General features: G+C 62.9%; 12 protein-coding genes. 3 read left to right on the forward strand and 9 right to left on the reverse strand.

Annotated elements, in window-relative coordinates; translation table 11 throughout:
* Window positions 1-66 precede the first annotated feature (66 nt).
* Window positions 67-699, forward strand: a complete 633-nt coding sequence (locus tag PQR40_RS30135; protein WP_408510489.1) for a LysE family translocator — start codon at window positions 67-69, stop codon at window positions 697-699.
* A gap of 4 nt (window positions 700-703) precedes the next feature.
* Here the strand turns inward: PQR40_RS30135 and ruvC are convergent, their stop codons facing one another.
* The 6 genes from ruvC to PQR40_RS30165 all read right to left on the reverse strand — a co-directional run bounded on the left by ruvC (window position 704) and on the right by PQR40_RS30165 (window position 7,301).
* Entirely contained in the window at window positions 704-1,246 is a 543-nt protein-coding gene (ruvC, locus tag PQR40_RS30140) for a crossover junction endodeoxyribonuclease RuvC (RefSeq protein WP_408231451.1), read from the reverse strand.
* 178 nt (window positions 1,247-1,424) lie between these two features.
* On the reverse strand, window positions 1,425-2,990 hold the full coding sequence (gene purH, locus PQR40_RS30145) for a bifunctional phosphoribosylaminoimidazolecarboxamide formyltransferase/IMP cyclohydrolase (RefSeq protein WP_408231454.1): 1,566 nt from the start codon (window positions 2,988-2,990) through the stop codon (window positions 1,425-1,427).
* Between the two features lie 67 nt (window positions 2,991-3,057).
* The gene (locus PQR40_RS30150) at window positions 3,058-3,291 is read right to left on the reverse strand and encodes a Fis family transcriptional regulator (RefSeq protein ID WP_007180440.1); all 234 of its coding nucleotides are present in this window, start codon (window positions 3,289-3,291) and stop codon (window positions 3,058-3,060) included.
* A complete protein-coding gene (gene dusB, locus PQR40_RS30155; protein WP_408231457.1) occupies window positions 3,288-4,355 on the reverse strand; it encodes a tRNA dihydrouridine synthase DusB in 1,068 nt (355 codons plus the stop codon). Before dusB ends, PQR40_RS30150 begins: the two co-directional genes overlap by 4 nt.
* A 250-nt stretch (window positions 4,356-4,605) precedes the next feature.
* Window positions 4,606-5,841 carry a UbiH/UbiF/VisC/COQ6 family ubiquinone biosynthesis hydroxylase gene (locus PQR40_RS30160; protein ID WP_408231460.1) on the reverse strand — a complete coding sequence of 412 codons (1,236 nt, stop codon included), beginning with the start codon at window positions 5,839-5,841 and terminating at the stop codon, window positions 4,606-4,608.
* Between the two features lie 53 nt (window positions 5,842-5,894).
* Entirely contained in the window at window positions 5,895-7,301 is a 1,407-nt protein-coding gene (locus PQR40_RS30165; protein ID WP_408510490.1) for an aminopeptidase P N-terminal domain-containing protein, read from the reverse strand.
* 234 nt (window positions 7,302-7,535) lie between these two features.
* Here PQR40_RS30165 and PQR40_RS30170 point away from each other — a divergent pair, with 234 nt between their 5' ends.
* Window positions 7,536-8,150 (forward strand): glutathione S-transferase N-terminal domain-containing protein, encoded by a 615-nt coding sequence (locus tag PQR40_RS30170; RefSeq protein WP_408231466.1) that lies wholly within the window; start codon window positions 7,536-7,538, stop codon window positions 8,148-8,150.
* Between the two features lie 291 nt (window positions 8,151-8,441).
* Window positions 8,442-9,200 (forward strand): metalloprotease LoiP, encoded by a 759-nt coding sequence (gene loiP, locus PQR40_RS30175; protein ID WP_408231469.1) that lies wholly within the window; start codon window positions 8,442-8,444, stop codon window positions 9,198-9,200.
* Window positions 9,201-9,336: 136 nt separating this feature from the next.
* Here the strand turns inward: loiP and lnt are convergent, their stop codons facing one another.
* The 3 genes from lnt to PQR40_RS30190 all read right to left on the reverse strand — a co-directional run bounded on the left by lnt (window position 9,337) and on the right by PQR40_RS30190 (window position 12,964).
* Window positions 9,337-11,055, reverse strand: a complete 1,719-nt coding sequence (gene lnt / locus PQR40_RS30180; protein ID WP_408339481.1) for an apolipoprotein N-acyltransferase — start codon at window positions 11,053-11,055, stop codon at window positions 9,337-9,339.
* Between the two features lie 49 nt (window positions 11,056-11,104).
* Window positions 11,105-11,998 (reverse strand): CorC family transporter, encoded by an 894-nt coding sequence (locus PQR40_RS30185; RefSeq protein WP_169485256.1) that lies wholly within the window; start codon window positions 11,996-11,998, stop codon window positions 11,105-11,107.
* A 237-nt stretch (window positions 11,999-12,235) separates the two neighbouring features.
* Window positions 12,236-12,964 carry a gamma-glutamylcyclotransferase gene (locus PQR40_RS30190; protein ID WP_408510491.1) on the reverse strand — a complete coding sequence of 243 codons (729 nt, stop codon included), beginning with the start codon at window positions 12,962-12,964 and terminating at the stop codon, window positions 12,236-12,238.
* Window positions 12,965-12,971 lie beyond the last annotated feature (7 nt).

Genomic DNA, 12,971 nt, shown 5'->3' on the forward strand with positions numbered 1-12,971 from the left:
TGCAGCCCCCTAGACTGAGATCCCTTTTGGCGGGTTCTCGCCCGGCACAACCCAGAAGGAGTTTCCATGCTGAGCCTCACCACGCTCGCGCTGTTTGCCGGCGCGTGTCTCGCCTTGACCGCCACGCCCGGCCCCGACATGTTGCTGATCACTTCGCGCAGCGTGAGCCAGGGACGTCCTGCTGGTTTCGCCTCGTTGGCGGGTATTCTGGTTGGCACTTACTGTCATGCACTGGCCGCCGCCTTCGGTCTGTCGCAGCTGTTTCTGGCCGTACCGATGGCTTATGACGTCGTGCGTTTTGCCGGCGCCGCTTACCTGCTGTATCTCGCCTGGAAGACGTTCCGCACGCAAGGTACGGTGCTGTCGCCGAATGCGTCGATGAGCCGTTATCCGGTCGGCCGCATTTTCCGGCAGGGTCTCTTCACCAATTTGCTGAATCCCAAAGTCGCGCTGTTCGTGCTCGCGCTGTTTCCGCAATTCGTGCGGCCCGAAGCGGGTTCGGTGGCGTTGCAGATTATGGTGTTGGCTACGGTGCTGAATCTGATCGGGTTCTGCGTGAACGGCGCGGTGATTCTGATGGCGAGCAAGTTGAGCCGCAAGCTGTCGGCGGGGCGCCGGCCGTCGCGGGTACTGCAGTATCTGCTGGGGACCGTGTTCGCCGGGTTAGCTTGCCGGTTGGCGCTGGCGAGTCGGAACTGAGTGCCTACCCAACCAACCGTCCACGCCTGACGCGCAGCCCCTTCTTCGCCAGCGAAGGCGCAATGCCGCCCAGCGTACTAAGCGTCGAGCCGCTGTGCGCGTGGCAGATCGCCATGCCGAGGGCGTCAGCGGCGTCGGTGCCGGGCACGCCGGAGAGGTTGAGGAGCCGTACCACCATCTGCTGCATCTGCTCCTTGGTCGCGCGGCCGTAACCGACCACAGCCTGCTTCAACTGCAGCGCCGTATATTCCGCGACCGGCACGCCGCCCGCCACCAGTCCACAGATCGCCGCGCCGCGCGCCTGGCCGAGCAGCAGGGTGGATTGCGGGTTGACGTTGACGAATACCTTTTCGATCGCCGACTGATCCGGCGAATGCTGGCGGATCAGTGTCGAAATGCCGTCGAAAATGGTGCCGAGACGCGATGGCAGATCGGCGTCGGCGGTTTTGATCACGCCGCTTGCGACGTAGCTGAGCGTGTGTCCGGTTTGATCGATGACGCCAAAGCCGGTCACGCGCAAGCCGGGGTCGATGCCGAGAATTCTCATGAGGTGCCGCACATGCGGTAAAAACCAGGTGCTTGCGATACTACAACGAACGCGTTGTGTGGCGGTCGGCGTGCCAAAAGAAAACGGCCCGGTGGAAATCTCCACTGGGCCGTTTCGCTCAAGCTACGTTAGCGACTACCGCACCGCAAAGAACCAGGCGGTGTCCGCGAAGCCGAAATCAATGCCGGAAGTGACGCACCCCGGTCAACACCATCGCGATGTTGTGCTCGTCCGCTGCGCCGACTACTTCATCATCACGCATCGAGCCGCCCGGTTGAATCACGCAGGTCGCGCCTGCCGCGACCACCACATCCAGACCGTCACGGAACGGGAAGAATGCATCCGAGGCTACGGCCGAACCGGTCAGGGTCAAACCGGCGTTCTGCGCCTTGATGCTCGCAATACGCGCCGAGTCCACCCGGCTCATCTGGCCCGCGCCGACGCCGAGCGTCATGCCGTTGCCGCAGAACACGATCGCGTTCGACTTCACGTACTTCGCGACGCGCCACGCGAACAGCAGATCGTCCATTTCCTTCGGCGTCGGGTGACGCTTCGTGACTACGCGCAATTCGTGCGGTTGCACGTTCTTCGAATCGAGCGATTGCACCAGCAGACCGCCGCCGACGCGCTTCAGATCGAACGCGTTATGGCCTTCGCCCAAAGCGATTTCCAGGAGACGCACGTTCTGCTTGGCCGCGAACACCTGGCGAGCCGCCGCGCTGAACGACGGTGCGATCAGCACTTCGACAAACTGCCTGGCCACCGCTTGCGCCGCCGTTTCGTCGACTTCACGGTTGAAAGCGATGATGCCACCGAACGCCGAGGTCGGATCGGTCTGGAACGCCTTCGCATACGCTTCGTTCGCGTCCGCACCCACGGCCACGCCGCACGGATTCGCGTGCTTGACGATCACGCAGGCCGGCACGTCGAACGTCTTCACGCATTCCCACGCTGCATCGGAATCGGCGATGTTGTTGTACGAGAGTTCCTTGCCTTGCAACTGGCTGTAGTTCGCCAGCGCGCCTGCGGGCACCGACAGGTCGCGGTAAAACGCGGCGCTCTGGTGCGGGTTTTCGCCGTAGCGCAGATCCTGCACCTTGTTGAAAGCCAGGTTGAACGTAGCCGGGTAAGCATTGCGCGACGAATGTTGCAGTTCGTCGGTCAGGCTTGTCAGGTAGTTCGTGATCGCGCCGTCGTACTGCGCGGTGTGCGCGAACACCTTGGTGGCCAGACGGAAATTCGTCTTGTACGACACCGCGTTGCTGTTCGCGCGCATTTCGTCGAGCACGACCGCGTAGTCGGCCGGATCGACCACCACCGTCACGTCGCGATGATTCTTCGCGGCCGAGCGCAGCATGGTCGGGCCGCCAATGTCGATGTTCTCGATCGCGTCTTCGAGCGAGCACTCTTCTTTCGACACGGTCTGCACGAACGGATACAGATTCACGACCAGCAGGTCGATCGTCGGGATGTCGTGCTTTTCAAGCGCTGCCATGTGTTCCGGCAGGTCGCGGCGCGCGAGAATGCCGCCGTGCACCTTCGGATGCAGCGTTTTCACGCGCCCGTCCAGCATTTCCGGGAAGCCCGTGTAGTCGGCGACTTCGGTGACGGACAGACCCGCGTCCGCGAGGAGTTTCGCGGTGCCGCCGGTCGACAGGATCTTGACGCCGAGGTCCGACAGCGACTTGGCGAAGTCGACGATGCCGGACTTGTCGGAAACGGAGATGAGCGCTTGCTTGATCATGATGAAGACGAAAAGCCGAAGGGAAACGTGGCAGGGCGCAAAAGAAACTAAAACGAGCTACAACGAGCTACAAGAGGCCGTGCTGTTGCAGTTTCTTGCGCAGCGTATTGCGGTTGATGCCGAGATACTCGGCGGCCAGCGACTGGTTGCCGCCGGCCTGCTCGAGCACCACTTCGAGCAATGGTTTTTCTACGCATGAAATGACCATGTCGTAGACGTCATGCGGATTGGAGCCGTCGAGATCCTGGAAATACATCCCCAGGCTGTCGCGGACAGATTGTTCGATATTGTTCTTGCTCATGCTGCTAGTCGGTCGGTATGGTCCGGCTCGCCGTCGTTCTTGGTGAGCGTCTCGTCGACGTAGACGAGGCGCTCGGAGATCGCCTTTTGGGCGTCGAAGAACTCGTTGACGGCGAGGAGTTGTTCGCGCGTGGTGTCCAGCGTATTCATGCGGTGCCGGAACACGTTGGCGCCAGAAAGGCCGCGAGTGTACCAGCCGATATGCTTGCGCGCTGTGCGTACGCCCGTAAATTCGCCGTAGAACGCGTAGTGATCTTCGAGATGCTCGTTCATCACCTGCTGGATTTCGTCGATGCGCGGCGGCAGCAGCAATTCGCCCGTTTGCAGGAAATGCTCGATCTCGCGGAACAGCCACGGACGCCCCTGTGCGGCGCGGCCGATCATGATGGCGTCGGCGCCGGTGGCGGCGAGCACTTCGCGGGCTTTTTGCGGCGACGTTATGTCGCCATTGGCGACCACCGGAATGCGCACCGCCGCTTTAACGGCAGCGATGGTCTCGTATTCGGCGTCGCCGTGATACAGGTCGGCGCGCGTGCGGCCATGCACGGTCAGCATGGAGATGCCGGCGGCCTCCGCCAGACGCGCGACCGAGAGCGCGTTCTTGTTGTCGCGGTCCCAGCCCGTGCGGATCTTCAGCGTGACGGGCACGGCATCAGGCCCGATACCCACGGCGCCTACGACCGCCTCGACGATGCGCTGTACCAACGGTTCGTTCTGCAGCAAGGCAGAACCCGCGGCCACGTTGCACACTTTCTTGGCCGGGCAGCCCATGTTGATGTCGATGATCTGCGCGCCGTTCGCCACGTTGTAACGTGCCGCTTCGGCCATCATGGCCGGATCGGCGCCTGCGATCTGCACGGCGATCGGCTCGACCTCGCCCGTGTGGTTGGCACGGCGCATGGTCTTTTCACTTTTCCACAGCTGCGCGTTCGAGGCGACCATTTCCGACACCGCATAGCCCGCGCCCAGCCGTTTGCACAACTGCCGGAACGGCCGGTCGGTCACGCCGGCCATGGGGGCGACGAACAGGTTATTACGCAGATTGTGGGAGCCGAGAGTGGGCATGACTAGGACGCGCCTGCGACCGATTGTTCAATTTCTGTCAATCGGCGCATTCGCGAAATGCGAGGGAAAACAGCTATTTTAGCGTTAACAGATAGCCGACACCCGACTTGCCTCTGTCGTAACTCATTAAATCTTCTATGAAAGTGGTCCGGTTCATAGAGCCGGCACCGCTCGCGCGGCTTCGCCTAAATGCCTGATTGTGGTGCCTAAAAAGCTTGCAGAGGCTGTGGGGCGCGACCGGGTGGCGCGCTCAGCGGCGTTGACCGAACATCATTTGCCGCGCCAGCGCGGTTTTCACCGGCGGCACGAATTCGAGCGCAGTGAGGGCGAGGCCGCGCAAGGTGGCAAGCGGCGCGAAGTCGACAGTGAAAAGACGTGCGAGTGTGTCGGTCGCGCCGATCGTCAGGCGCCGGTCGAGCGCGCGGCGTTGCGCGAACTTCGCTAGTGCGAGCGGAGTGGGACCTTCCGCCGACAAAGCATCGGCGAGCGCATGCGCGTCGCGCAGACCGAGATTCAGCCCTTGGCCCGCGACCGGATGCAGTGTCTGTGCCGCATTGCCGATTGCGACGACATGGCCCTTCACAAGCGTATCGACCGCGTTGAGTCCCAGCGGGAACGACGCGCGTCCTTTTATTTGCGTAAAACTGCCCATGCGGTTGCCGAATGCGGCACCGAGTTCGCGCAGGAACTCCTCGTCCGGGAGCTGCGCGCGTCGTGCCGCTTCGTCGGGTGCGCAGCACCAGACCAGCGCGTAATTCGCGCCGCGCACACCGCCCATCGGCAGCAGCGCGATCGGCCCTTGCGACGTGAAGCGCTCCCACGCCACATGCGGTTGCGGCGCCGAGACGCTGACCGTGCCGACCAGCGCGGTTTGCCCGTAATCACGCGTACCGCCGCCGTCGCTGTGGCCAGCGCTCCTCGCTGTTTTCTGGTCGCCAAACAGGCCGCCTTCGGCATTCACCAGAATCCGCGTGCGCAGATTGCGTGTGACGCCCGCGGTTTCGATTGGCAGCGTGACGCCGTCGAGATCCTGAGCCGGCGCCGCGGCGGAAGTGGAGCGGAACCAGTGCACGGACGTCGCGTGAACCGCGTCGGCGAGACCATGCACGATCGAGCCATAACGCAGCACGTAGCCGAGCGCCGGCAAGCCGTGCTCGCTGTGGTCGATCAGCGTGCGGCCGAAGTGGCCGCGCTGAGACACGTGGATGCGCTGGATCGCGGTAGCGTCCGCGGGCCAGCTAAGCGGTTCGAGAATCATCCGGCTGCCGTGCGACACGGCGATCGCGCGTGGATCGGCAATGGAATCTTCCGGCTCGCGCGCGTCGATCAGCGCGATCTTCAGCGCCTGCGTCGCGCTGCGGCGCGCCAGCCAGCCGGCAAGCGCCAGCCCGACCGGCCCGGCGCCGACGATCGTCACGTCGAAATCGAACGGATGGTCGGACGCGGCGGGTTTCAGAATCACCGTCGACTGGGAAACGTCGTTCATTGCGGGTTACTTCCTTGGGTTACTGCCTGGGTTGCTTCTGGGGCGCTTCTGGGTCAGTCGCCAGCTTCCTGGGCCGCGCGGGCTTCCTGCATCAGCGCCTCGATCTCGTTGGCCGCCACCGGGGCGTCGCGCGTGATCAGCTCGCAACCGGCCGGCGTGACGATCGCGTCGTCCTCGATGCGGATGCCGATGTTCCAGTAGCGCTCGGGCACGCCTTCGGTCGGACGGATATACAGACCGGGCTCGATGGTCAGCGTCATCCCCACCTGCAGCGTGCGCCACGGTAGCGCGCCCGCTTCGTCGCGCGGGGCGCCTCGTTCGCGATAGTCGCCGACATCGTGCACGTCCATGCCGATCCAGTGGCCGGTACGGTGCATATAGAACGGCGCATAGGCGCGCTCGGCGATCACGTCGTCAACCGAGGCGAACTTCGTGCGGTCGATGATGCCGGTGTCGAGCAAGCCTTGCGACAGCACGCGCAGGGCGGCCTGGTGCGGATCGTCGAAGGTGGCGCCGGCGCGGGTAGCGTCGACGGCAGCCTGCTGCGCGGCCAGCACGATGTCGTACAGCTCGCGCTGCGCCGGCGTGAAGCGGCCGCTTGCGGGGAAGGTGCGGGTGATGTCGGATGCGTAGCCGTCGAGTTCGCAGGCGGCGTCGATCAGGATCAGATCGCCGTCCTGGGCAATCGCATTGCCGGCCGGGTAGTGCAGCACGCAGGCGTTGGCGCCCGCAGCGACGATCGACGTGTAAGCCGGTGCCTGCGCGCCGAATTTGCGGAACGTGTAGAGCAGTTCGGCTTCGAGTTCGTACTCGCGCACGCCTGGGCGGCAGGCAGCCATGGTGCGGCGATGCGCCTGCGCGGAAATCTGTCCTGCGCGGCGCATGATGGCGAGTTCGTGGGCATCTTTGAAGAGCCGCATGTCGTCGAGCAACGGGATCAGGTCACACGCAACGGTGGGGGCGGCGACGCCGCCGCGGCCTTGTGCACGCACTGCGTCGAGCCAGCCGCGCACCTGTTCGTCCAGTTCCGCCGACGTGCCGAGCGCGTAGTGCAGCGAGGGCTTGTCAGCGAGAATGCGCGGCAGTTGCGTATCGACTTCGCTCACGGCGAAGGCGGCGTCGAAGCCGAACACCTCGCGCGCGCCGTCCGGCCCGAAACGGAAACCTTCCCACGTTTCGCGCTCGACATTCTTCTCGCGACAGAACAGGATCGAAACCGGCTCGCCAGACGCCGCGCTTGCGTCGAGCACCAGCAGCGCATCAGGCTCGCTGAAGCCGGTCAGATAGTAGAAGTAGCTATCGTGCCGGTAGGGGTAGTCGGCGTCCCGGTTGCGCACCTTTTCCGGCGCGGTGGGGACGATGGCGACGCCCCCGCCCGCTGCGCGCAGCGCGGCGAGTACGCGCTCGCGGCGCGTGCGGTAGACGTCGATGGCGATGGAGGGTTCGGTAAGCTGGTTCATCTTGCGATTGTAGCGCCCAATGCGGAGACTTATTTTGCGCGGATACTGGCGGTGAGAAGGTGGTCACCTCAACCGCGTTAGCCATTCGGCCGGGTAGACGGCGCGTGAGCGTCGCGGCAATGTTGCAATCCATCCACAGCGAGCATCCATGCGGCTTGCGAAGCGACTGCGCTGTGCTCGGGAATGCCGCCGACCACTTATACTTTCGCCGAATTCAAGAAAAGGCAGATGGTAATGATGAAACTCATCGGTTCGCTCGCCAGCCCGTTCGTGCGCAAAGCGCGGATCGTTCTGGCCGACAAGAAGATCGACTACGAACTCGTGCCCGAGAACGTCTGGGCGCCGGAGACCACGATTCACACCTTCAATCCGCTCGGCAAGGTGCCGTGCCTCGTGATGGAAGACGGTGAAGCGGTGTTCGACTCGCGGGTGATCTGCGAATACGTCGATACGCTGTCGCCGGTTGGCAAGCTGATTCCGCCGTCGGGCCGCGAGCGCGTCGAAGTGCGCTGCTGGGAAGCGCTCGCTGACGGCATCCTTGACGCCGCGGTGCTGATTCGCCTCGAAAGCACCCAGCGCACGCCCGAGCAGCGCGTGGACGCGTGGGTCGCGCGGCAGCAACGCAAGATCGACGAAGGCCTGATCGCGATGTCGCAGGGCTTGGACAGCAAGCCGTGGTGCACGGGCAATCACTACACACTCGCGGACATTGCAGTGGGTTGCGCGCTGGGCTACCTCGATTTCCGCATGCCTGAGTTGAACTGGCGCGAAGGGTATCTGAATCTGGATAAGCATTTTCAGAAGCTGTCGCTGCGTCAGTCGTTTATTGACACGGCGCCGGCGAATTGAGCCAAGTGTTCGCGGTTGCCTGACGGTGCGGTTGTCTGGATCACGCCGCCTGCAATTTCTGCCAGATTGCAAAATGATGTCATTGAAGCTTCCAGAATCATGAATATAAGCTTACGTTTGTGGTAAAAATGCGCCTGCTCGTCAGGCGCATTTTTTTGTCTGTCGCGTGGTGCAATGGTTTATGTAATCGACATACACGGAGTTTTTCTCCGGTGATATGCAGCCATTGCGAATGGCGGTGCATTGATGGCGCCGTCGACATTAATAACGTCCGCAAAAGAGACTTCCACCATGAAACCGTACCGCTTTGTCATTGCCGCTTCCGCCTGCGCATTGCTTGCTGCGTGCTCGAACATCAGCAACGTCAATCCGACCGCGTTGATCCAGTCCGGCCAGCAGGCCGCTCAGGCCGCCACATTAAGCGACGCTGACGTGCGCGCGCTGACCGACAAGTCGTGTGCGCAGTTGGATAGCGAAAATCAGATTGCCGCCCCGAGCAGCAAGTACCAGAAACGTCTGAACAAAATCGCCACGCAACTGGGCAATAACATCAATGGCGTGCCGGTGAACTACAAGGTGTATGTCACCAAGGACGTGAATGCATGGGCGATGGCAAATGGTTGCGTGCGTGTCTATAGCGGTCTGATGGACATGATGAACGACAACGAAGTGCGCGGCGTGGTCGGCCATGAAATGGGCCACGTCGCACTCGGCCATACGAAGAAGGCGATGCAGGTGGCGTACGCGACCTCGGCGGCGCGCTCGGTGGCATCGTCGGCGGGTGGCGTGGCGGGGTCGTTGTCCGGTTCACAGCTCGGCGATTTCTCCGAGAAGCTGATTAATGCGCAGTTCTCGCAAACCCAGGAAAGTGCCGCGGACGATTATTCGTTCGACCTGCAGAAAAAGAAGAATCTCGATCCGTCGGGATTGGTGACGGCGTTCAACAAGCTCTCGCAACTGGACGGCGGTAAGTCGAGTATGTTGAGTTCGCATCCGTCTTCGCCGGCACGCGCACAGCATATTCAGCAGCGGATCGCTTCGAATCAGTAAAACCCGATTCTTTATAAGCACGCGCTCACGGTGTTCCGGAGCGCGCGTTTTTCTATTGGGCGGGTTTTGTGCTGCGATTCATCACGACGTATTCGCGTATAAACGCTATGCACACAGTCACACGGTTTGTCGCCGGTTATTTCTTGCCGTTTTGACGCCGCATAATCCCCGGCCCAAACGCAAACCCGAACGCCAGCAGCAGCAACGAAACCGCCAGCACCGTGTTGTTGCCGCTCGTCACGTAAGGCGTGCTGCCCGAGGTCCCTTGCACCGTCACATCGAGCGAACCGATCGTGTACGGCGTCAGGCGTCCTATCACCTTGCCGGTCGCATCGATCGCGGCCGTCATGCCGGTATTGGTTGCGCGCAGCATCGGCCGGCCGGTTTCCAGCGACCGCATGCGCGCAATCTGCAGGTGCTGATCCAGCGCGATCGTGTTGCCGAACCAGGCGAGGTTAGTCGAGTTGACCAGCACGCCCGCCGGCGTGTCGCTCTCGCGGATGTTCCGCGCGATCTCCTCGCCAAAAATATCTTCATAGCAGATGTCGACGGCCACCGGCTGGTTGTGCACGATGAACGGTTTCTGCACCGGTGCGCCGCGCGCGAAATCGCCGAGCGGAATGCTCATCAGATTCACGAACCAGTGGAAGCCCCACGGTACGAATTCGCCGAACGGCACGAGATGGTGTTTGTCGTAGCGATACACGTCGCGGGTGCCCGGCGTGACGCCGAACAGGCTGTTCGTATAGTCGATCACCTGGCCTTCCGGCGTGATCGTGCCGCCGATCGCACCGAACAGAATCGCAGTGCCAGTCGTATCTGAGAAGGTGCGCACCGCCGACGCGAACTGCGGCGGCAATTGCTGTGCGAGCACCGGAATGGCGGTTTCCGGCGTGACGATCAGGTCAGCTGGCTTCGACGTGATCATCTGCTGATACTGGTCGATCGCGGCGCGCATGCCGGCTTCTTCGAACTTCATTTCCTGTTTGACGTTGCCTTGCAGGAGGCGCACCGTCAGCGGCGCGTTGGCGGGCAGTGTCCATTGCACGAGCGGCAGCAGCAGGCCTACCGCGATCAGCACAATCGCGATTCCGCCTGGCACCGCGACGCGCGCGATACTGCGTTTAGCCCCATTCGCCGTATTTCCCGCATTGCCGCCGTCGGTGGCATCGAGCTGCGCGCGCGAAGCCAGCAACGGCGCCAGCGCCTGCACGATCAACGCCGCCACCAACGCCAGCATCCAGCCGACGCCGTACACGCCCGCTACCGGCGCAAATCCGGCGAACGGGCCGTCCACCTGCGCGTACCCGCTCGCGAGCCACGGAAAGCCCGTGAACACGGTGCCGCGCAACCATTCACCGATTGCCCATGCGCTCGCAAAAGCCAGCGTGCCGTGCCAGGTCGGCGAGAACGGTTTGTCGGTGTCTGACGCACCGTTGCGTGCGTGACCCGCGCAGAACGACCAGACGCCTGCAGCGAGCGCCGGATACACCGCCAGATATAGCGAAAACAGCCCGACCGCCGCGCCCGCGAGCGGTGCGGCCATGCCACCGTAGTAGTGCATGCTGACGTACAGCCACCACACGCCCGTGACGAAGTTGCCGAAGCCGAAAGCACCGCCGGTCAACGCGGCACTTTTCCAGCCGGTCGTCCGCGTGAGCCATGCGAAGAAGAACACGAAGATCACGAGTTCGAGCCAGCCGCCATGCGGCGTTGGCGCGAACGACAGCGTGTTGGCCGCACCGGCGACCAGTGCGACGAGGTAATGCCAGCGGGGCAATGCACGGCCGCGTGTTTCTCGGGCGGCAGGGGCACTCACGCCGCGGCGCGAACGGGAAGTAATCGGGTCGGCCATTGTTGCGCGGTCGGCGTGAGGAGTTGAAGAAGCGAAGAAAAGAAGCGGATCAGGTCTGCACGTGCTGTGCTTCGCGCTCGCGCTGGCCGGCGAGCGGGTCGCGGCGCACCAGCAGCATGTGAATCTGGCGGGCGTCGCCGCGCAGAATCTCGAAGATCAGATCGTCAAGGCGGACTTTTTCGCCACGATGCGGCACCCGTCCGAAATGGTGCGTGACGAGACCGCCGATCGTATCGACTTCGTCGTCCGAATAGTGGGTGCCGAAGGCTTCGTTGAACTGCTCGATTTCGGTGAGCGCGCGCACGCGGAAGCGCCCGTCCGGCGAGGCGATGATGTTGCCGCTTTCCTCGTCGAAGTCGTACTCGTCTTCAATATCGCCGACGATCTGTTCCAGCACGTCTTCGATCGTGATCAGGCCGGCCACGCCGCCGTATTCGTCGACCACCACCGCGAGGTGATTGCGATTCACGCGGAAGTCGTGCAGCAGCACGTTCAGGCGCTTCGACTCCGGAATGAAGACGGCCGGGCGCAGCATGCCGCGCACGTCGAATTCGTCTTCAGCGTAGTAGCGCAGCAGGTCTTTCGCGAGCAGCACGCCGATGATGTTGTCGCGATTGCCTTCGAAGACCGGATAGCGCGAGTGCGCTTTCTCCAGCACGTAGGGGATGAATTCGGCGGGATTGTCCGCGATGTTGATCGCGTCCATTTGCGCGCGCGGCACCATGATGTCGCGTGCGCTGAGTTCGGACACCTGGAACACGCCCTCGATCATCGACAGCGAGTCGGCGTCGATCAGGTTGCGCTCGTGCGCGTCCTGCAGGATTTCCAGGAGTTCTGCGCGCGAGTCGGGCTCGGGCGAGATGAAGTCGGTCAAACGCTCGAGGAGTGAGCGCTTTTCTTGCGGTTTGTCGGTTTGTCGTCGACTGGGATACGTGTCGTTCATGGTAGTGCGCCCGGCGAGACTGGGCGCGCTGTTGCAGAGCATTAAGGATACACCAGGCACATGGCAGGACCGTGTCCTGCCTGGCTGGGCGATGAGTTGATGTGACAAAACTGCCCGGCCGCGTGCGGCGGGCGTAGGTCAATCCTAACTGATTACGAGAGGAAAAGCGTTTTCGAGCAAAAAAGCGCGCCTTACGGCTGCCGTGCGGTGTCGGCACGGCGACGTGGCGGGGAGTGCTTATTTGCTGGTCTCGGACTGCGCTTGCTGGTCTGGGCTTGACGAGTCAGCTTCGCGACCCGCTTCACGGCTTTCTTCGCGGCAACGCTCGAGCAGCGCTTCGAGCGCGCGGTCGGGCATGCCGCTTTCGCGCAGCGCATGGACGGTGCGGCTGACGTAGTCGAGCGTGGTGCCGTAGCGGCCGCATGCGCAGCCAAACACGGTTTTGACCACCTCGTCGCGCAGCTTGCCGGTGTAGGTTGGCACGTCGCGGCGCATCACGAACGCGAGCGCGTCGACGCGCCGGCCGTCGGCGAGCACGCAGGGCAGCCACGCCGGGCGGTATGAACCCATCGGCATTTCACGGCGCCACAATGCTTCCAGATGCGGCATCGCACCCTCGGCGGCGAGGCGGAAGGCAATGCCGGAGCACGAGCCGCCGCGATCCAGCGCAAGTACGAGGCCTGGTTGTTCAGGGGTGCCGCGATTCACGCGCGACCACAGATACAGTCCGCGGTGGTAGCCATGCACCTTCGAGCGGGCCGCTTCGACGGTGGGCAGACCGGGATTCCAGATCAGCGAACCATAGCCGAACAGCCACAGATCGCTCTTTCGGTCCCAGTCGCGCAACGTGCATTCAAGCGACGCGCGTAACTCCTCCGCCGTCAGCAGCCGCGATTCACCGAGCGCGGGCGGATAGTCCGGGCAAGGCGTGCTTTGGGTATCGGCTTCAGGGGACGAAGTGCTCACGGTGGTT

It is taken from the genome of Paraburkholderia sediminicola, assembly GCF_046026855.1.
Taxonomy (GTDB): domain Bacteria; phylum Pseudomonadota; class Gammaproteobacteria; order Burkholderiales; family Burkholderiaceae; genus Paraburkholderia; species Paraburkholderia sediminicola_A.